The sequence below is a fragment of the Caulobacter sp. 602-2 genome (genome assembly GCF_011043625.1).
In the GTDB taxonomy this organism is placed as follows: Bacteria; Pseudomonadota; Alphaproteobacteria; order Caulobacterales; family Caulobacteraceae; genus Caulobacter.
Genome location: NZ_JAAKGT010000002.1, coordinates 1 through 18,361, shown reverse-complemented (window position 1 = coordinate 18,361; position 18,361 = coordinate 1). Strand labels below are relative to the sequence as shown.

Annotated in this window: 24 protein-coding genes; 9 read left to right on the top strand and 15 right to left on the bottom strand. The window is 69.2% G+C overall.

What is annotated here, in order from left to right; genetic code table 11:
• Positions 1-60 precede the first annotated feature (60 nt).
• From G5B46_RS04615 to G5B46_RS04600, 4 genes are all read left to right on the top strand, one after another.
• The gene (locus G5B46_RS04615; protein ID WP_165256580.1) at positions 61-321 is read left to right on the top strand and encodes a type II toxin-antitoxin system VapB family antitoxin; all 261 of its coding nucleotides are present in this window, start codon (positions 61-63) and stop codon (positions 319-321) included.
• A complete protein-coding gene (locus G5B46_RS04610; RefSeq protein ID WP_165256578.1) occupies positions 321-713 on the top strand; it encodes a type II toxin-antitoxin system VapC family toxin in 393 nt (130 codons plus the stop codon). Before G5B46_RS04615 ends, G5B46_RS04610 begins: the two co-directional genes overlap by 1 nt.
• Before the next feature lie 138 nt (positions 714-851).
• Positions 852-998 carry a hypothetical protein gene (locus G5B46_RS04605; RefSeq protein ID WP_165256576.1) on the top strand — a complete coding sequence of 49 codons (147 nt, stop codon included), beginning with the start codon at positions 852-854 and terminating at the stop codon, positions 996-998.
• Positions 999-1,130: 132 nt separating this feature from the next.
• A complete protein-coding gene (locus G5B46_RS04600) occupies positions 1,131-1,952 on the top strand; it encodes a hypothetical protein (protein WP_165256574.1) in 822 nt (273 codons plus the stop codon).
• A gap of 2 nt (positions 1,953-1,954) precedes the next feature.
• Here G5B46_RS04600 and purQ read toward each other — a convergent pair whose 3' ends face one another.
• The 9 genes from purQ to purC all read right to left on the bottom strand — a co-directional run bounded on the left by purQ (position 1,955) and on the right by purC (position 8,796).
• Positions 1,955-2,617, bottom strand: a complete 663-nt coding sequence (purQ, locus tag G5B46_RS04595) for a phosphoribosylformylglycinamidine synthase subunit PurQ (protein ID WP_165256572.1) — start codon at positions 2,615-2,617, stop codon at positions 1,955-1,957.
• Positions 2,618-2,672: 55 nt separating this feature from the next.
• A complete protein-coding gene (locus tag G5B46_RS04590; RefSeq protein WP_165256570.1) occupies positions 2,673-3,158 on the bottom strand; it encodes a DUF3291 domain-containing protein in 486 nt (161 codons plus the stop codon).
• A 76-nt stretch (positions 3,159-3,234) separates the two neighbouring features.
• On the bottom strand, positions 3,235-4,332 hold the full coding sequence (locus tag G5B46_RS04585; RefSeq protein ID WP_165256568.1) for an SCO family protein: 1,098 nt from the start codon (positions 4,330-4,332) through the stop codon (positions 3,235-3,237).
• 1 nt (position 4,333) lies between these two features.
• Positions 4,334-5,161 carry a hypothetical protein gene (locus G5B46_RS04580; protein ID WP_165256566.1) on the bottom strand — a complete coding sequence of 276 codons (828 nt, stop codon included), beginning with the start codon at positions 5,159-5,161 and terminating at the stop codon, positions 4,334-4,336.
• A gap of 15 nt (positions 5,162-5,176) precedes the next feature.
• Complete coding sequence (locus G5B46_RS04575; protein WP_205691494.1) at positions 5,177-6,424, bottom strand: tyrosinase family protein; 1,248 nt, start codon at positions 6,422-6,424, stop codon at positions 5,177-5,179.
• Positions 6,424-6,924, bottom strand: a complete 501-nt coding sequence (locus G5B46_RS04570; protein ID WP_165256564.1) for a hypothetical protein — start codon at positions 6,922-6,924, stop codon at positions 6,424-6,426. Before G5B46_RS04570 ends, G5B46_RS04575 begins: the two co-directional genes overlap by 1 nt.
• Before the next feature lie 139 nt (positions 6,925-7,063).
• The gene (locus G5B46_RS04565; protein WP_165256562.1) at positions 7,064-7,726 is read right to left on the bottom strand and encodes a hypothetical protein; all 663 of its coding nucleotides are present in this window, start codon (positions 7,724-7,726) and stop codon (positions 7,064-7,066) included.
• Positions 7,727-7,734: 8 nt separating this feature from the next.
• Complete coding sequence (purS, locus tag G5B46_RS04560) at positions 7,735-7,974, bottom strand: phosphoribosylformylglycinamidine synthase subunit PurS (protein ID WP_165256560.1); 240 nt, start codon at positions 7,972-7,974, stop codon at positions 7,735-7,737.
• Positions 7,975-8,040: 66 nt separating this feature from the next.
• Complete coding sequence (gene purC / locus G5B46_RS04555; protein ID WP_101712523.1) at positions 8,041-8,796, bottom strand: phosphoribosylaminoimidazolesuccinocarboxamide synthase; 756 nt, start codon at positions 8,794-8,796, stop codon at positions 8,041-8,043.
• A gap of 386 nt (positions 8,797-9,182) precedes the next feature.
• Here purC and G5B46_RS04550 point away from each other — a divergent pair, with 386 nt between their 5' ends.
• The 3 genes from G5B46_RS04550 (at position 9,183) to G5B46_RS04540 (ending at position 10,688) form a co-directional block, all read left to right on the top strand.
• Entirely contained in the window at positions 9,183-9,500 is a 318-nt protein-coding gene (locus G5B46_RS04550) for a DUF1476 domain-containing protein (protein WP_165256558.1), read from the top strand.
• A gap of 222 nt (positions 9,501-9,722) precedes the next feature.
• On the top strand, positions 9,723-10,142 hold the full coding sequence (locus G5B46_RS04545; protein ID WP_165256556.1) for a DUF1842 domain-containing protein: 420 nt from the start codon (positions 9,723-9,725) through the stop codon (positions 10,140-10,142).
• A 174-nt stretch (positions 10,143-10,316) separates the two neighbouring features.
• On the top strand, positions 10,317-10,688 hold the full coding sequence (locus tag G5B46_RS04540) for a DUF1842 domain-containing protein (RefSeq protein WP_165256554.1): 372 nt from the start codon (positions 10,317-10,319) through the stop codon (positions 10,686-10,688).
• A 2-nt stretch (positions 10,689-10,690) separates the two neighbouring features.
• Here the strand turns inward: G5B46_RS04540 and G5B46_RS04535 are convergent, their stop codons facing one another.
• From G5B46_RS04535 to G5B46_RS04520, 4 genes are all read right to left on the bottom strand, one after another.
• Positions 10,691-11,191, bottom strand: a complete 501-nt coding sequence (locus tag G5B46_RS04535; protein WP_165256552.1) for a DNA-deoxyinosine glycosylase — start codon at positions 11,189-11,191, stop codon at positions 10,691-10,693.
• 14 nt (positions 11,192-11,205) lie between these two features.
• On the bottom strand, positions 11,206-11,955 hold the full coding sequence (locus G5B46_RS04530) for a 2OG-Fe(II) oxygenase family protein (RefSeq protein ID WP_165256550.1): 750 nt from the start codon (positions 11,953-11,955) through the stop codon (positions 11,206-11,208).
• A gap of 5 nt (positions 11,956-11,960) precedes the next feature.
• Positions 11,961-13,271, bottom strand: coding sequence for an adenylosuccinate lyase (gene purB, locus G5B46_RS04525; protein WP_165256548.1), 1,311 nt, complete (start codon positions 13,269-13,271; stop codon positions 11,961-11,963).
• Between the two features lie 213 nt (positions 13,272-13,484).
• Positions 13,485-14,978, bottom strand: coding sequence for an MFS transporter (locus G5B46_RS04520; protein ID WP_165256546.1), 1,494 nt, complete (start codon positions 14,976-14,978; stop codon positions 13,485-13,487).
• Between the two features lie 218 nt (positions 14,979-15,196).
• Here G5B46_RS04520 and G5B46_RS04515 point away from each other — a divergent pair, with 218 nt between their 5' ends.
• Positions 15,197-15,370, top strand: a complete 174-nt coding sequence (locus G5B46_RS04515) for a hypothetical protein (RefSeq protein ID WP_165256544.1) — start codon at positions 15,197-15,199, stop codon at positions 15,368-15,370.
• A 33-nt stretch (positions 15,371-15,403) separates the two neighbouring features.
• Here the strand turns inward: G5B46_RS04515 and G5B46_RS04510 are convergent, their stop codons facing one another.
• Entirely contained in the window at positions 15,404-16,738 is a 1,335-nt protein-coding gene (locus G5B46_RS04510; RefSeq protein WP_165256542.1) for an MFS transporter, read from the bottom strand.
• Between the two features lie 94 nt (positions 16,739-16,832).
• On the opposite strand from G5B46_RS04510, the gene G5B46_RS04505 reads away from it, so the two are divergent.
• The gene (locus G5B46_RS04505) at positions 16,833-17,450 is read left to right on the top strand and encodes a glutathione S-transferase family protein (RefSeq protein ID WP_165256540.1); all 618 of its coding nucleotides are present in this window, start codon (positions 16,833-16,835) and stop codon (positions 17,448-17,450) included.
• Positions 17,451-17,652: 202 nt separating this feature from the next.
• Here G5B46_RS04505 and G5B46_RS04500 read toward each other — a convergent pair whose 3' ends face one another.
• Positions 17,653-18,303: a glutathione S-transferase family protein gene (locus tag G5B46_RS04500; protein ID WP_165256538.1), complete on the bottom strand. Its 651-nt coding sequence runs from the start codon at positions 18,301-18,303 to the stop codon at positions 17,653-17,655.
• Positions 18,304-18,361 lie beyond the last annotated feature (58 nt).

The window sequence follows — 18,361 nt, the reverse complement described above, 5'->3', positions numbered from 1 at the left end:
CCTTCTAGCGCGGCTGCGGGGATTCCGCTATATTCTAGAAAGCTGAAGGTGGTTCTAGAAATGGGCATCAGCATCAAGCGCGCCGAGACCGAGGCCCTGGCCCGCCAGGTGGCCGAAGCCACGGGCGTCAGCCTGACCGACGCGATCCATAACGCCCTGGCCGATACGCTGAAGGCGCTGGGGGCGGAGCCCGAGATTACCGCTGAGCGCCAGCGCGAGATCGCAGCCTTCTTCGCCAAGCTCGACGCCATGCCGCGCAACGATCTGACCCGCGAAGAGATCGAAGCCGAGATGTACGATGAGTGCGGGCTTCCGCGCTGATGGTCGTCGATACGTCGGCGATCTACGCAATCCTGGCCGGCGAGCCTGAGCGGGAGCGATTTTCTCGAGTCCTGGCCACGGCTGGAGGTGCAGTGGTTTCGACGGCGACCTTGACCGAATGTTCGGCGGTTCTGCTCAGCAAGCAGGTTGGTATGGCTCCTCTCGAAGTCCTCGAGGAGTTTATCCAGACCTATCGCCTGAAGGTCGTTCCAGTCGACGAGGCGCAGTGGCGGCTGGCGACCGAGGCCATGAAGCAATTCGGAAAAGGGCGGCATCCGGCGCGCTTGAATATCTGCGACAGCTTCTCCTATGCCCTCGCCAAGTCGCTGAATGCGCCGCTGCTCTTCAAGGGCGACGACTTCGCCCATACCGACATCCGTCCGGCGATCTGACGCCTGGCGCGAAAACTCTCGCGAAAACAGAAGCTAAGCAGGAACTAAGGCAGCTACGCCGGGGGAACGGGGCGAGTCTCGCGCCCGTTCTTCTTCCCGTGCGCATCGCAGCGCGCGGAACGAAGAGGAGTAAGGCCCATGGGCGAACAAACCCGCAATCCGCAGCAGCAACAGCAGAACCCGCAGCGACAGGCGCCGGGCCAGCAACAGCAGCAGCGCCAGAACGAGCAGGGCCGCAACCCGGGCGGCCAGGAAAAGCAGCCGGAGCGCGATCGCGACCGCTGATCTTAGGCAGCGTTAGCAGCGCTCCATCGGAGGAAGGGCCGGCGTCGCTCCGCCGGCCCTTTTTCGTGGGCGCATTCAGCTTGAGCGTCGATCGCGCGCGTGGTTCCTTCGTCTCAACCTGAAGGGGGGGCGATGGGCTGGAAATACGCGGGCGTCATGGTGCTGGTGGCGGCGGTGGCCGTCGGTTGCGGGCGCGAGACCGACCCCAAGGCGGCCGCCTCGCCTTCAGGCGGCGTCGTCGAGGCCGCGCCGGAAGTTCCGTTCACGGGCGAGGTCTTCAAGGTCGGGCAAAAGCGCTCCCTGTGCCACGGGACCCCTGCGGCGCCTTCGCCGCCCGGGCGCTACGCTGACGTCCCGTACGATCCGGCGGTTTTCCTGGCGATGCAGAGGGAGGACATGGCGGCCAAGAACCGCGCCGAGGCGCCGGCCGTGCTGTCCACCCGAGGGCGTGTACGCCGCGAGGGCGAGGTGCTGACCGTCTCGGGCGTTCGGTTCGTCGATCGCACGCGGGAGGAGCACAACGACATGTCCGGCGCCTATCGCTATCTTGGACGGGTCGCCGACGCGCCGATCGATGTCGTGCATGGCGCTCGAGGGGAGAGCGAGGCCTGGACGCTGGTCGATGCGGGTGGCCGCGAGGTCGTACTGGCGGGAGCGCCCCTGAGCTCGCCGAGCGGGCGCGCGTTCGCCGCGGCGGGGGACGACGTGGGCGGCGAGGGCTTGAACGGCCTGCAGATCGCCGACTACCGGGACGGCGCCTTCAAGCTGGTCGAGCTCGATGCGCCGTCGGCCTGCGACCCGCGCTGGGCCGACGACAGTACCTTGGAGGTGAAGGTCCTGCCGACTGCGCTGGCCAAGCTGGCGGACGCGCCCGAGCGCAAGCCGTCCGACTGGAGGATTGCGCGCGTGGTGCGCGACGGCGCGGGCTGGAAGCTGATCCCGCCCGCGGCCTGACGTCAGGCGCTCTGGAAGACGCTGCGGAACAGGATCGCGCCGTCTTCCGAGCCGAGGTCGGCGTCGAACGAACGGTCAGGGTGGGGCATCAGGCCCAGGACGTTGCCGCCGGCGTTGACGATGCCGGCGATGTCGCGGGCCGAGCCGTTGGGATTGTCCTTGTAGCGGAACACGACCTGGCCTTCGCCTTCGATGCGGTTCAGCGTCTCTTCGTCGGCGAAGAAGTTGCCCTCGCCGTTGCCCACGGTCATGACCGCGTCGCGCTGCTCGCCGAAGGCGGCGGTGAAGCGGGTCTGGGCGTTGACGATGTCCAGCTCGACCGGCTTGCAGATGTACTTCAGCTTGGCGTTGCGCAGCAGGGCGCCGGGCAGCAGGCCGACTTCCGTCAGCACCTGGAAGCCGTTGCAGATCCCCACGACGGCCACGCCGCGGTTGGCTGCGGTGACGACTTCCTTCATCACCGGGCTCTGGGCGGCCATGGCGCCGCAGCGCAGGTAGTCGCCGTAGGAGAAGCCGCCGGGCAGGACGATCAGGTCCAGGTCGTCCGGCAGGGCCGTCTCCTGGTGCCAGACCATTTCGACGCGGGCGCCGGTGGAGCGTTCGACGGCGACCTTGCAGTCACGATCGCAGTTGGAACCGGGGAAGACGACGACGGCGGCTTTCATGGCGCGGGCCTGTAGCACCGTTCGAAGCGGATGTCAGCGGCGCAGGCGCTGAAACTCACGCGCATTCGTCCAGCACGGGCCCGACCGCCTCGCCGGCCGGGGCCGGGAAGGGCTGGCGGAAGGTGAAGGCTGCGGGCGTCGGGCCGTGGGCGGCCAGCAGGGCCAGCTTCTCCATCGCCTCCTCGACGGTGGGGCGATGGCCGGCGGGAACCCACCACAGGGCCATGTGCGGCCCCTCGGCCGGCTCGAACCATTCGCGGCGGCGGCGCATGATCACGACATGGGCCGAGCGATAGACATAGGCGCCCAGCGACGGGATGTCGGTCCAGGTCGACAGGTTGGGGATCAGCAGCGGGTCGCCGCCGATGGGCAGGTCGGTGGCGTTGCCGCCGTCGCCCTTCAGCCGCCACACGAACCCGGGCGAGCCCTCGGCCAGCAGGTTGATGCGGTCGAGGTTGTCGGCGAAGTCCTTGATCGACGGATGGTCGATCGGCGCCTTCAGCCGGCCGATATTGACCTGGGCCAGCTCGAATGCCGCCATGACGTCCTCCCGGTTGTGCTTGTCCTGGAGGTAGGCGCCGCCCGGTGGTTCCGAAAGGGGCGCCTCGAAAGAGGGGTCAGGCGCGGATCAGCCCGGCCAGCGTCTCGAACACCTCGCCGTCGTCCCACAGCCGGTGGGCGTGGCTGAGCGCGATGCGGCCCGCAGCGTCGATCACGGCCAGGTCGATGCGGTGCTGGTTGACCGTGGCCGGGCCAAAGCCGACGCCGAGCTCGAAATGGGCCTGCAGCGGTTCCAGTGGTCCGGTGGTGCGCAGCAGCCGGCAGCGGGCGTCGAACGGGAAGTCGCGGTCGCGGCCGTAGGTCTCCAGATGGCGCGGGGTGTCATAGGCGGGGTCGTAGGTGAAGGCCGCCACGCTGGCCTGCTCGTCCAGTCCCGCCGCCCTCAGCCGCGCCTTCACGGTCGCCAGGCGCGAGATGGTCAGCGAGCATTTCTGCGGGTTCATGCACCGCGTGTAGAAGAAGGCGATGGCCGCCGGCCGGCCGGCGAACAGGTCGCCAAAGCGCATCACCGCGCCCGTCTGGTCCTGGATCTGCACGTCGTCGACGGCTCCGGGCGTGACGGCGGGTGCGGCGGGGACGGCGCCGGACCGTCCGCCGCAGCAGCCTTTCGGCGCGGCGGCTTCGGCCGTGGCGATGGCTTCGGAGAGAGCGGTGGTCACCGCCGCCGACCAGCCGCCTTCGGCCCGCAGAACCCGCAGTCGCGAGGCGGCCGGCGGACCGTAGCCGGCCATGGCGCGCACGACCTGCGCGGCCGCGCTGGCGGGCGGACCCGCGCCCAGCGCCGTCAGGTCGTCGACCGGCCGGATGCGCAGGGCGGCGGCCGCTAGCAGGTCCAGAGCCTCGATCGGCGGCGAGGTGGTTCCCGCCAGCGCCAGGGCGGCTCCGGCCACCACCTGGGGGTTCAGCCCCGTCTCCAGCTCGGCCAGCACCTGGGGCAGGGCGGCCGGCGGCAGGCCGGCGACCGCGAAGCCCGCCAGCACCCGTCCGCGCAGGCGTTCGGCCTCCGACGCGCCCAGGTCGCGATAGAGCGGTCCGTCCTCGGCCAGCAGCCGGGTCAGGGCCGCCGACGCGTCCGGGCCGGCGAGGGCTAGGTCGATGGCCGCCTGCCGTTCGTCGGCCGGCGCCGTGGCGTCGATCGTGGCCCCGGCGGGCATCTCAGGCGTCCGACCCGGGCCTGATGCGCGAGAGCAGGGCCGAGAAGGCGTTCGAGGACAGCTTCTCGCCGATCGCCTTGGCCGAGGCCCGCACGGCCGGATTGCTCAGCAACTGCTCGGCGATCGGGCTGCGCGCCAGGCCGTTCAGGGCGGTGGCCCTGATGTCGTCGAAGTCGTGGTCGTCGACGGCGATCTGCTGGGCCACCTTCTGGAACAGGTTCTCGTTCAGCTTCTGCAGGCCGACGGCGCTGATCTGGCGCACTTCCTTGAACTCGTCCTTGTCGCGCATGAAGCGCTCGAACAGGTCGGCCGCGTTCGGGTCGGCGGTCAGGGTGCGCAGGGCCGCGACCCTGGTCTCCAGGTCCTTGTCGCGCTCCAGCACCAGCCGGGCCAGCGGGGTCACGGCGCTGTGCTCGTCGAGGCTGAGGAACTCCAGCGCGTTGGCCGCCGAGACCAGCGCCTTGGCCGGGTTCTTCAGGCCCTCGGCCAGGGCCTTCTGGGCGACGTCGTCCTTGACCGCGCTCAGCCATTCCAGCGCCAGGCGCCGCAGGGCCGGCGCGTCGTCGGTGATCAGCTTGCGCAGCGCCGCCAGATACTCGGCGCGATGGCCGTCGAACGCCTGGCCAAGGAAGGTGGCGGCGTGCACCTGCTCCAGCGCTGCCTGGCGATCGTCCTCCGAGGCGGTCTTGTCGGCGGCGATGGCCAGCAGGGAAGGGATGTCGTCCTCGGCGTCGATCTCGGGCGCGGCGGCGGCGCGCAGGCCGTCGGTGAACGAGGACGAGGCGGCGAGCTGGGCCTCGTACTGCCGGCGATAGTCACTGGCCTTCATCGTCTGGCTCCCGCGTCAGGCGGCTTCGAAGGGGACGTCGTCATAGGCGAAGCCCTGGTCCAGGCCGCTCCTGACGCCGAGGTAGTCGAGCATGACGCCCACGGTGGGCTTGGGGCCGGGCTGCCGGGTCACGGGCGAGTCCTTCAGCGGCCCGCCCGGCGCCGTGGGCGGGCGCTCGCCGCCGGTGACGCCGTTCCAGGGCCACATGGTGTCGGGCAGCCGGTGGCCGAGCGGGCCGCCGGCCTGGAAGGCGTCCGGATCGGCCGTGTCGAAGCGCCGGTTGGCCCACTGCCACTTGGCCCACAGCCGGTCGACATTGCCGTGCAGCAGGAAGAACAGCGGGTCTTTCGCCGCGGTTGGGATCGAGCTGATGAAGCCCGAGAAGCTGACGTGGGCCGGCCCGTGCGGGGCGCTTTCCATCGCCCGCAGCTGGCGGAAGGTGACCCCCAGGTCGAGGGTCTCGCGCTCGGTCAGCACGTAGGCGCGGCCGGCGCGGCGCGACGGCGGGGCGGCGCTGACGTCGAAGTTGGGCCGCCGCATCACGCCGGTGAAGCTGTCGGTCGACCAGTGCTCCAGCGGATGGCCGGGCGGAAATCGCACCAGGTCGCCGGCCGTCGGCGAGGCCGCCGGCATGCTCAGGAAGTGCGAGTCGAAGATGTTGGGCGCGGGCTTGTCGAAGCGCCAGTAGGGCAGGGCCACGCTCGGGTCGATGGCCTGCAGTTCGCGCTCGAGGTCCAGCAGGTACGAGCGGTGCCAGGACAGGAAGCCGGGGCCGCCGTGGGCCTCGCGGCTGGAGAGGTTGGTGTGCATGTCGCGGAACGCCCGGAAGGGGCCCGCGCCGGCGTCGTTCAGCCGGGCCAGCGCCACCAGGAAGCGGTCGCGTTCGGCCTCGGTCAGGGTCTGAGCGTCCTTGCGGATGCGCACCATCAGCGGCGTCGTGCCGACGACCGCGCCGCCGACGCTGGCCTTGATGCCGGCGTCGCCGTAGCTCTTGCTGGGTTCGCCGAACTCGCCGGCCACCCAGAACGCGACGGGCGTTCCGTTGCGCGGCAGGCGCAGGCGAAGGCTCGGATCGCCGTCGTGGCGGCGCTTGGTGTCGAACACCACCTTGCCGCCGCCGGCCGAGCCGCCGTTCTCGAGCAGGACGTCCACGTCGCCGCCCGCGCCGCCGTCGATCACCCGCGCGGTCGCCTTGACGGGGGCCCAGGTCAGGAACACCCGGCCGTCGGGCAGCTCGCCCTCGATGTCGATCTCCACACGCATCACGCCCGTCCCCCGTGTCGCGCGCGCGCGGCGCCGCTAGAAATCCATCCGTGCGCCAGCAGGCCCAGCCCGTGTCCCGCGACCATGGCCGCCAGCATCGCCGCGAGCGTCGCGCCCAGGCTTTCGCCGCCCCAGGCAGGGAGGGCGCTCAGGCCCGCCATCGCCAGCAGCATGCCGCCCAGCGCCAGTCCCGAGGCCAGCAGGACGCGGTCGCGCGCCGGGGCCTCGGCTCGCCACGGCGCCTGTCGGGCCAGGCTGGCGCAGCAACCCGCCAGCGCCCCGACGACCATGCCCAGATGTCCCAGCTCGCAGATCGCCATGAAGGCCGGCCCATAGCCGCCCGAGCGCGTGCAGAGACCCGCGAGCATCGCGCCCGCGCCATTGGCCCAGTCGACCGCCAGACCCAGGGCCAGGCCCAGCCCGCAGCCGATCAGCTGCGGCAGGGTCGCCCGCAGCGGCGTGGCCGAGCAGGGCTCCGGGCGGGCGGGGTCTGGGCACATCCGTGCGCGCTTTCAGAGTGTTTGCTTGGAATGCAACCTGAAAAGTAGCTCACGCTGGAGCTTGGTCGTCAATATCGCGTAACGTCGTTCTGCAATGTGCGCGGGCGCACAACCGGCGGGCGATTTCTGGCGAGCCGGCTCAGACCACGGTCAGGCGGGGCGCGGCGTCCCGCCAGGGCGCCAGCAGGGCGTCGCAGCGCTCGATCTCGACGTCGCGCACCCAGTCGCGGAACCGCCAGTAGACCGGCGCCAGGCGCTCGGGCGTGACGGCCATGGGGGTCATGCCCTTGGCGTCGTAGAACTCAAGGGCCAGGCCCGTCTCGAAGTCGACGATCCCGACCGACAGGTTGATCAGGCCGCGCTTCTGGAAGCCGCCGACCGCGGCCAGCAGGAAGGGGGCCAGGGCGTCGGCGGCGGCGGGCGTCTCGACATAGGCGAGGTTCCACCACCAGTCGGGCGCGTCCTGCGGATCGGGGCGCAGGCGCCAGGCCGGATCGCGCGGCAGGTCGAAGCCCAGGTGCGACAGGCGCTTGAACGGCGGCTTTTCGTGGGAGCTCCAGCCCAGCTCCAGGGTCACGCGCTCGGATCGGCCGAACATGGCGGCGACGACCGCGCGGGCGGTGTCGAGCTCGCGCAGGAGGCGGGCGGAGGCGGTGAAGGGCTGGGGAAGACGGTCGGGGGCCGTGGCGTCGGGGATCAGTTCGATCCGCGTCCAGGCCGGCCCCCGGAAGTCGTGCAGGCGCTCGACGCCGAAGACGTCGAGCATCCGCTGGCGGGTGGGATGGAGGCTGGCCTCTCCCACGACCCGCCTCAGGCGATATCGATGCGGTAGCTTTCGATGACCGTGTTGGCCAGCAGCTTGTCGCACATGGCCTTGACCTCGGCCTTGGCGGCCTCGGCGTCGGCGGCGTCGAGGTCGAACTCGATGACCCGGCCGACGCGGGCGTCCTTGACCGACGGCCAGCCCAGGCCGTGCAGGGCGTTCTCGACGGCCTTGCCCTGGACGTCGAGCACGCCGGGCTTCAGGAACACGTGGACGGTGGCTTTCAACGCAAAATCTCCCCAGCGACGCAAAGCGCCGCGACGCCTCCCGCCAGGGAGGCGTCCTGACTGACCTTAGTGCACGCCGCCTTGGATGACGGTGGGCATTTCCTTCATGATGCCGAGGCGGCGGGCCACTTCGGTGTAGCTCTCGATGACGTTGCCGAGGTCGCGGCGGAAGCGGTCCTTGTCCAGCTTCTCGTTGGTCGCCGAATCCCACAGGCGGCAGCTGTCGGGGCTGATCTCGTCGGCCAGGATGATCCGCGAGAAGTCGCCTTCGTAGACGCGGCCGAACTCGATCTTGAAGTCCACCAGCGTGATGCCGACGCCGCCGAACAGGCCCGACAGGTAGTCGTTCACGCGCAGGGCCATGGCCATCATGTCGTCGATCTCCTGGGTGGCGGCCCAGTTGAACGCGGTGATGTGCTCTTCGGAGACCATCGGGTCGCCGAGCTTGTCGTCCTTGTAGTAGAACTCGATGATCGAGCGCGGCAGCGGCTGGCCTTCAGTCAGGCCCAGGCGCGTGGCGATCGAGCCGGCGGCGATGTTGCGCACGACGACTTCCAGCGGAACGATCTCGACTTCCTTGATCAGCTGCTCGCGCAGGTTCAGGCGGCGGATGAAGTGGTTCTGCACGCCGATCGCGTTCAGGCGAGTCATGATGTACTCGCTGATGCGGTTGTTGATCACGCCCTTGCCTTCCAGGACGGCCTTCTTCTGCGCGTTGAACGCGGTGGCGTCGTCCTTGAAGTACTGGATCAGGGTGCCGGGCTCGGGGCCCTCGTACAGGATCTTGGCCTTGCCTTCGTAGATCTTCTTGCGACGGGTCATGGCTCTCGTCGAGGCCCTTCCTGCGAATAAGCGCGCCGTCCTTGCCCGGATGACTCCCGAGAAAACGAAAAGCGCGCGCGGCGGATAGCTGCGCGCGGCGTTCGACTCAAGGCCGCTCACTGAAAAATGTCCGGCGGAACCTACCCGAACGCAGCCTTTTCCGCAAACGCGGGCTGCCATCGTGGTAAACCTTCGCCCTGCGGCGTCGCGGGCGATTGCCCCCCGCCGCTGGGCGGGATATGGAGCCGCCACAAGAACACTTCGTCTCGCGGACATACCATGTTCGCAGGGGACGAAACCGAACTACTCTCTTACACTGGAGCGCCGTACTACCGCCCTGGGTTGCACCCTTCGGCGGGAAGCGTTTCGGGAAACTTGGGGCTTTCATGACGACCTTCGACGACCGCGAGCAGGCTTTCGAACGCAAGTTCGCGAACGACCAGGAGCTGGAGTTCAAGGCCACCGCGCGCCGCAACCGCCTGCTGGGCGAATGGGCCGCCGGCCTGATGGGCCTGGCCACGGTCGAGGAATACGCCCGCGCCGTCGTCAAGTCGGACTTCGAGCAGCCCGGCGACGAAGACGTGTTCCGCAAGGTCTTCGAAGACCTGAAGGGCTCGGGCGTTGCGGCCTCGGAAGGCGAGGTCCGCATGAAGATGGCCGAGCTGCTGGCCTTCGCCCGCGAACAGGTTCGCGCCGGCGAGTAAGCCGCTTGCCGAAAGGCGAACGAAAAGGCCCGGCCTGTTTCGCACCGGCCGGGCCTTTTTCTTTGGTCGCTATCGCGCATCTGTGAATTTGCGCACCTTTAGGTTGTCAAAAAACTGCAATCGTCCTCAGGCTTTATCGGGCGGCGAATTCGCCCGTGAGGCGCATCGTCGACAACGGGGCGGCGAACAAGCGACCGCTCCGATAACCCGGAGGACGCAAACATGGCTGACGACGTCGGCAACCTGCATTCCCAATCGGCCGAGATCGGCCCGGTCGGCCTCTACCTGGTCAAGGTCGTGGTCGGCGACGTCGGCACGCCCGGCGCTCCGATCGTCAACCTGGCCCTGACCGTCGACGCGCCCTCGGGCAATGTCAGCGGCATCGCCGAGATCACCCAGGCCGTGCAGGGCGGCAATCATCGCTTCCCGGTCTCGGGCCACATCTACCACACGGGCCTGGGCCAGGATCAGCTGCTGGTCGCCCTGCAAGGCCAGTTCGTCTACAGCGTGCCGCCGCCCGCCATCGGCTCTTTCCTGGCGAACTTCCGCGCCGGGCTGGTGGTCGACAAGACCTGGAACGGCCACGGCGGCTTCGACTACCTGAACACCCATATCGACAACGTGCCGGTCAAGCGGGTCTGACCCCTTCGGCGACGTAGAGCGAGGTCCGGCCGGGCGCCGGCCGGACCTTTGCCGTTCTCATTGATCGGCGTTGTGTGAAATCGCACGGCGAAGCCGGCGGCGTGTGCTTTAACTCGGCCAAGACGATCGAAGCGGCGCAGGGGGCGACCGCTCGGCGCTCGGGGGAGTTCAGGCATGGCCGACGGCAGCGAAATGTGCGGCGCGGACGCATCGGCCGTCCAACTGGTGGTCGGCAAGCTGGGCATGCCCGGCGCGCCGATCGTGCGGCTGGACCTGCAGTTCGCCGCCGACCGCGCCAACGGCGTGGCCGAGATCAACCAGGCGGTGATCGGCGGCAAGCATCGGTTCGAGGTGTCGGGCGAGGTTTCGCCGACCGGCGACGCGCCCTTCGGCCTGCGGGTGGCGCTGGCGGGTGAGTTCCCGCACGGCGGCCAGACCGCCCGGTTCAACGCCGTGCTGTCGGTCGACGAGGCCTGGGTTGGCGAGGGCCAGTTCGACTACCTGCAGACCAAGGTCTCGAAGGTTCCGGTCAAGCCCGCGGGCTGAGGCTAGAGGTACGCCCGCAGCGTCAGCCAGGCTTCGCGCTTGGCCTCGAACCCCATGGCCGCATGGGCGGGGCTCGACGAGGGCAGGGGAACGAGCGCCAGGTCGGGTCGTCCCGCCAGCAGGCGCGCGCCGGCCTTGGCCGCCGCGCCGCCGTTGAACGCCACTGCCCGCAGGCGCGGCAGGCTGTCGATCAGGCCCAGAAGGTCGTTGTCGGCGGCGTCCTTGATGGCCGCGTCCAGGCTGCCGGGGCGCACGGCCTCGGCGTGCACGTCCCACAGCCCGACGCCGGCCGCCAGCAGGGCGGCCAGGCGCGCCTCGTAGGGCAGGGCCGGCAGGTCTTGCTCGATCGCCGCGCCGACCAGCCGCCAGAAGCCGTTGCGGGGATGGCCGTAGTATTGCGCCGCCGCCAGCGAGGCGTCGCCCGGCAGGCTGCCCAGCACCAGCAGGCGCACGTCCGGATCGACGACGGGGGGAAAGCCGCGCTTGTGGACCTCGCCGGTCATCTCGCCCGCGCCGCTCAGGCCCGCGGCGCGCCGTCGGGCGGGCTGTCCTTCAGCCAGCCGGTGATCATCAGCCGCGGCGCGCCGGCATAGGGCGCGACGGGGGCCACCGAATGCTGCCTGGGCACCTTGAAGATGGTCATGGTGTTGAAGGCCGGCGCGTAGCCGCGCTCGATGTCGCCCAGGTCGTCGTGGAACAGCAGCTGGCCGCCCCAGTCGCTTCGCCATTCGCGCGTCAGGCTGATGGTGTAGGCCGCGCGGCGGTCGCCGTCGCCGGTGTCGTCGTGGCGGGTGAGAAAGTCGCCCGGCCGGTAGAGCGTGGCCTGGGCGTCCAGCTTGGTCAGTCCAGGCACGCCGATCACCTGCGCGCCGAAGGCGACCATCTCGGGTCCGTTGAGGAACTCGGTCAGGTCGTGGATCGGATGGCCCTTGTCGCGCCCGGCCAGGTAGGCGGTGATCATCGGGTAGCCGAGATAGACATAGGCGAACCCGCTGCGGGCCCGCAGGGTGGCGGCCTTCAGCTTCTCGGCCACGGCCGCCCCGCCCAGTTTCTGGATCGTCGCGCGATCGAGCACCTCGGCCTTGCCGGTCTCGGTCGAGCAGACGACGTCCCAGTCGATGGCCTTTTCGAGCATCCGGGCCAGGATGTCGGCCACCGCCGGCTCGAAGATGGCCGGGATGCGGACCATGCCGTCCCGGGCGTAGGCGGCCGCGAGGGCCGCCGGATCCAGCGCCGGATTGAGACGAAGGATCGGCGGCTCGCTCACGCCGTTCAGGCCTGCTCGCCGAAGACGCGCTTGAAGATCACGTCGACGTTCTTGGTGTGGTAGCCGAGGTCGAACAGCTCCTCGAGCTCGGCGTCGGTGAGGGCCTTGGAGACCACCGGGTCGGCCTTGAGGAAGTCGAGGAAGCGGCCTTCGCCGCGCCACACCTTCATGGCGTTGCCCTGCACGGCGGCGTAGGCGTCTTCGCGCGACACGTCCTTGTGCGTCAGGGCCAGCATGACCCGCTGCGAGAACACCAGGCCCCCGAGCTTGTCGAGGTTCTTGGCCATGTTGTCGGGATAGATGTTGAAGCGCTCGATGACGCCGGCCAGGCGGCGCAGGGCGAAGTCGAGGTGGATGGTGGCGTCCGGGCCGATGCCGCGCTCGACCGACGAGTGGCTGATGTCGCGCTCGTGCCAGAGGGCGACGTTCTCCATGGCCGGCACCACGGCCGAGCGGACGAGGCGGGCCAGGCCCGTCAGGTTCTCGGTCAGGATCGGGTTGCGCTTGTGCGGCATGGCCGACGAGCCCTTCTGGCCCGGATCGAACGGCTCTTCGGCTTCCAGCACCTCGGTGCGCTGCAGGTGGCGGATCTCGGTGGCCAGGCGCTCGATCGACGAGGCCACGACGCCCAGGGCGGCGAAGTAGGCGGCGTGACGGTCGCGCGGGATGACCTGGGTCGAGACCGGCTCGACGGCCAGGCCCATCTTGTCGGCCACGTGCTGTTCGACGCGCGGATCGACATTGGCGAAGGTGCCGACGGCGCCCGAGATCGCGCAGGTGGCGATCTCGAACTTGGCCATCGCCAGGCGCTCCTTGGCGCGCTGGAACTCGGCGTAGTAGCCGGCCAGCTTCAGGCCGAAGGTGATCGGCTCGGCGTGGATGCCGTGGCTGCGGCCGACGCAGACGGTGAACTTGTGTTCCAGCGCGCGGCGCTTGAGGGCGGCCAGCACCAGGTCGACACCGTCGAGCAGCAGGTCGGTGGCGCGCGACAGCTGCACGGCGAAGCAGGTGTCCAGCACGTCGGACGAGGTCATGCCCTGGTGCAGGAAGCGGGCCTCGGGGCCGACGATTTCCGACACGTGGGTCAGGAAGGCGATGACGTCGTGCTTGGTGACGCGCTCGATCTCGTCGATGCGGTCGCTGTCCCAGACCGCGTCGCGGCCCTTCTCCCAGATGGTCTCCGCGGCGAGCTTGGGGATGACCCCCAGTTCGGCCATGGCGTCTGCGGCATGGGCCTCGATCTCGAACCAGATCTTGTACTTGGTCTGGCTGGACCAGATGGCGGCGGCTTCGGGGCGGGCGTAGCGGCTGATCATGGGCCGGGGGTTTCGTCGCGCGGGGCCGCGGAGTCAAGGGAAGCGGGTTATTACTTAGCTTCGCCGGATCCTCCCCCCCCCGAAGGGGGAGGTGGCCCGAACGGCCGGAGGGGGAAGGTTCTGACGCGTTTGATGACGTCGTTGATGGACGCGGTCACATCCCCCTCCGCCGGCTTCGCCGACACCTCCCCTTCAGGGGGAGGGTTTTGAGTGTCACCCCCGCGCCTTCATGTGCTTGACCATGCCGATGGCCGCCAGGGCGTAGTGCACCCCGGCCCAGGCGTAGAAGCACAGCGAGACGATGATGCCCTGCTGGGTGGCGCGGGCCATGGCGCCGCCGCAGGCCTTGGCCGCCTCGATCGGCGCGCCCTTGGGGGCGATCCCGCCGGGGCAGGCGCTCGCGAAGTCGATCGGGCCGGGCGAGAACATGCCGCCGAGGGCCCCGAAGATGCCGCTCGCGTCTGGATGGTTGAGGTGGAAGCCGGCCAGGTGGTCGATCAGCCAGCCGGTGAACACCGGCCCGCCGCCCAGGGCGATCAGGTTGAGGAAGAAGAACAGCAGGGCCGTGGCGGTGGCGCGGCGGCGCGGCTCGACCGAGTTCTGCACCACGCCGAAGGTCGGGGCGAGGTAGACGTAGTGGAAGACGCCCGGGATCAGCAGGATCAGGGCGGTCATCTGCCACTCGGTCTGCAGGTAGGCGATGATGTAGATCGGCGTGCAGAGAATGAGGCCGATGGCCGGGGTCAGGGCGTACCACTTGGCGCTGCGCTTGCCGGCCCAGTCGCTGAGGAAGCCGCCGACCAGCGTGCCCAGGCCCGCCGAGAAGCCGCCGATCAGGCCCACGATCAGGCCGACCTGCGCCAGGCCCAGGCCGAAGGCGCGCACGAAGTAGGGCGGCACGAACGCGCCCGAGCCGTAGGAGCCGAACGAGGCGATGGTCACGCCCAGCACCATGTGCAGCACCGGCCACTTGCCGAACAGGATTTTGGTCACGGCCCAGAGTTCGGAGAACTCCTTCTTCAGCGAGAAGGCCGGCTTGGCCGGTTCGGCGGGGGTGACGGCCTCCGGCTCCAGCGGCGTTTCGACGACGTCGGAATGGCCGCGCGGCGGCTCCTTGACCACCAGCTTGACCAGCAGGGCCAGGAGGATGCCGGGCAGGCCGACGATGACGAAGGCCGCCCGCCAGGACAGTTCCTGGGCCAGCCACCCGCCCGCGACGGCGCCGAACATCGTGCCCAGCGGAATGCCGAAGCTGTAGATCGACAGGGCCGAGGCGCGCTGCTTGGGCGCGTAGTAGTCGCTGATCAGCGAGTGGCTGGGCGGCGAGCAGCCGGCCTCGCCGACCCCGACCCCGAAGCGGTAGAGCGCCAGCTGCGCGAAGCTGGCCGCGGTGCCGCACAGGGCGGTGAAGCCCGACCAGATGACCAGCGAGATCGAGATGATGCTGACCCGGTTCCAGCGCTCGGCCAGGCGGGCGATCGGAATGCCGAGGATGGTGTAGAGCAGGGCGAAGTAGAGGCCGCCCAGCAGGCCCAGCTGGGTGTCGGTCAGGTGCAGGTCGACCTTGATGGCCTGGCCGATGGTGGCGATGATCGTGCGGTCGATGAAGTTGAAGGTGTAGGTCGCCAGCAGCAGCGCCAGCACCGAGGCCTTGTAGCCCTTCGAATAGAGCGGCGGCTCGCCGCCCGGCGCACGCGCCTGGCCCATCCTGACTCTCTCCCTTCAAACGTTTGTTCTATTTGCGCCGACTGTGACCCAAGGTCAGGCAGAGCGCCACCCCCCTTTTCGAAGCTTGGGAATGGTGGCGGCTTTGCGGCGCGGGGATGAACCGCAGATAACGGCCGAGGGCGGGAAGGTTCAGGAAAGAGAGCGCCTAGTGGCGTCATACAAGGTCGCTCGAACGGCCGTCGCGTCGGAGGTCTCTCATGCAAGCCGCCCCCCGCAAGACCCGTCAGGAAACGCCCGCCCGGGACGCCGAGATCGTCTCGCTGGCCCAGTTCAACCACGCCCGCTCGATGAAGGCGCTGGAGCGCTGGGACATCGGCGTTCCCGCCGACCCGTACCCCTTCGCCTACTGCTTCCCGCGCGAAGGCCGCTGAAGAGATCCTCCCCCAGAGGGAGAGGTTCTCTGACTACCCCACCATGTCCTCGCGGATCGTCTTGCGCGCCGCCCAGAACAGCGCGAACGCCACCAGGCCGAACATGGTCGAGACGATCAGCGCCCAGCGTACGCCCTGCGCTTCGCCAAGCCCCATCGGTCCGGCGAACATGTCGCTCAGCGCGCCCACGGCCACGGGGCCAAGGCCCAGGCCGATCAGGTTGATCACGAACAGCAGCACGGCCGAGGCGGTGGCCCGCATCGACGGGTCGACGATGCTCTGGGCCGTGGCGTAGACGGGTCCGTACCACAGCGTGCCCAAGAGGATCGGGATGGTGAGGATGCCGATGGCGGCGGTCACCGAGTCGAGGCTGACGGCGGCGATGTAGAACGGCAGGGTGACCAGCGAGGCGATCGCCGGCACGGTGACGTAGGCCCGCAGGTCCTTGGCCCCCAGCTTGTCGGCCAGCTGCCCGCCCAGCCAGGCGCCGATGACGCCGGCCGTGCCGCCGATCAGGCCCAGCGCCAAGCCCAGGAACCCGGCCGACTTCAGCCCCAACTGCGCGGCCAGGGCGGCGACGTCCGCGCCGTGGTTGCGGAAGAAGTACGAGGCGATGAACGGCGCCTGACCATAGCCGACGAAGGCCTTGATCGAGGCGGCGAAGGCCACCAGCCAGAAGGTCTTCTTGGTCATCAGCACCGCCAGGGCCGCGCCGAAGCTGACCTGGTGGGCGGCGCGGCCGGCCAGATCCGCCGCCAGCTGCTTGCGGGGCTCGACCAGGGTGAAGGCGGCGATGATGGCGAACAGCACGCCGGGCGCGCCGGCGACCATGAAGGCCGCGCGCCAGCCGTAGGCGTCGGCGATCAGCCCGCCCATGGCCATGCCCGCCAGCGTGCCCAGCGGCGTGCCGATCGAGTAGAAGGCGATGGCGCTGGCCCGCTTTTCCTTGGGCACATAGTCGGTGATCAGCGAGTGGGCCGGCGGCGTGCAGCCGGCCTCGCCGACGCCCACGCCGATCCGGGCGGCGATCAGTTGCCAGACGTTCTGGGCGAAGCCGCACAGCACGGTGAAGGCGCTCCAGGCCAGGATCGAGGCGGCGATGATCCGCGGCCGGTTCTTGCGCTCGGCCAGCCGCGCGATCGGGATGCCCAGCACCGTGTAGAAGATCGCAAACGCCAGGCCCGTCATCATGCCCAGCTGCCAGTCGGCCAGCCCCAGGTCGCGCTTGATCGGCTCGGCCAGGATGTTGACCACCTGCCGGTCGAGAAAGTTCAGCGTGTAGATGATCAGCAGCACCCAGAGGGCGTAGCGGCGATAGCCGCTCGACACGGGGGCGATCACCGGCGACGGGGTTGCCGTCTCCGCCATGGGCGTTCCTCCTCGAACGGTTGTTCTAATCGTTGAGGCGACTGTAGACGCGCGTTAAGCCGGAAGGCCAGTCTGCATCGAACAGGAGACCGTCATGGAACTCGTCATCGGCACCAAGAAGTGGTCGACCTGGTCGCTGCGGCCCTGGCTCGTGCTCAAGCGCGTCGGCGCGCCCTTCAAGGAGATCGAGATCGAGCTGCGGCGCGGCGACGCCACCGAGGCCGACATCGCCAAGCACTCGCCCAGCAAGCTGGCCCCGGCCCTCAAGGACGGCGACCTGGTGGTCTGGGACTCGCTGGCGATCTGCGAATACTTGGCCGAGAAGTTCCCGGAGGCCAAGCTGTGGCCGACCGATCCAGAGCTTCGCGCCCTGGCCCGCTCGGCCGCGGCCGAGATGCATTCGGGCTTTTCGTCGTTGCGCGGCGAGTGCCCGATGGATCTTGGCCTGATCAAGAAGGCCGACCTGTCGGAAGCCACCCAGAAGGACGTGCGCAAGATCACCGAGCGCTGGAACCAGCTGCTGAAGCGTTCGGGCGGGCCGTTCCTGCTGGGCGAGTGGTCGATCGCCGACGCCTTCTACACCCCAGTCGCCACCCGCTTCCGCACCTATGGCGTGCACCTGTCGGACTATGGCGACACCGGCGCGGCCGGCGCCTATTGCGAGCGCCTGCTGGAGACGCCGGAGTTCCTGGCCTGGGAGGCCGCGGTTTAGGGCCCGTACTGATTGAAAGCTCCAAGAGACTTGTCATCCCGGCCGAAGGAGCGCGTCAGCGATCCGTAGAGCCGGGATCTCCCACGCCTGCAGATCCGAAAACGGTGGGAGATCCCGGCGCTTCGCTGCGCTACGGCCGGGATGACAAGCTCATAGATGGTTGAAATGCTGGGTCGTGGGGCGGATCAGTTGAGGCCAGACCCTAAGCCGTCGGGAAGAAGCGCATGTAGGGCTCGGCCTCCTTCAGCGTCCGCGCATAGGAGGGCCGGGCCTTCAGCCGTTCGAGATAGGCCGCCGCGTTGGGGCGCTGCGGCGCCAGCGGCATGACCTTGTCGGCATAGAACATCGCGGGAGCCGCGGCGCAGTCGGCCATCGAGAACGTCTCGCCGGCCGCCCAGGTGCGGCCCTCCATGTCGCGTTCGACGATGTCGAGCGCGGTCGCCAGGTGGGCGCGCGCCTCGGCCAGGCCGTGCGGATCCTTGGCGTTCGCCGGCCGGATGCGATCGTTGACGATCTTCTGCATCGGGACCTGCACGGACAGGTCGAAGAACCGGTCCCTGGCCCGCACCTCCAGCGCCAGGTCGCGATCCTGCGGGATCAGGCAGACGGCGCCCGGGTGATGGATCTGAAGGTATTCGATCAGGATCGAGCTTTCCGGCACGATCGCGCCACGGCCCGTATCCTCCAGCACCGGCATGCGAGCCATTGGCCATAGGGCGCGGAACGCTGCCGCCGAGGCCGGATCGCCGAAGTCGACCATCCGCTGCTCGAACGGCAGGCCGAGTTCGTACAGCGCCGTCAGCGCCTTGTGGCAGAACGACGAGAGCGGGTGGGCGTGCAGGATCAGCGCCATCGGTTTCCTCCGTTCGGGGCGGACCCCCTCCGGCCCTTCGGGCCACCTCCCCCAGAAA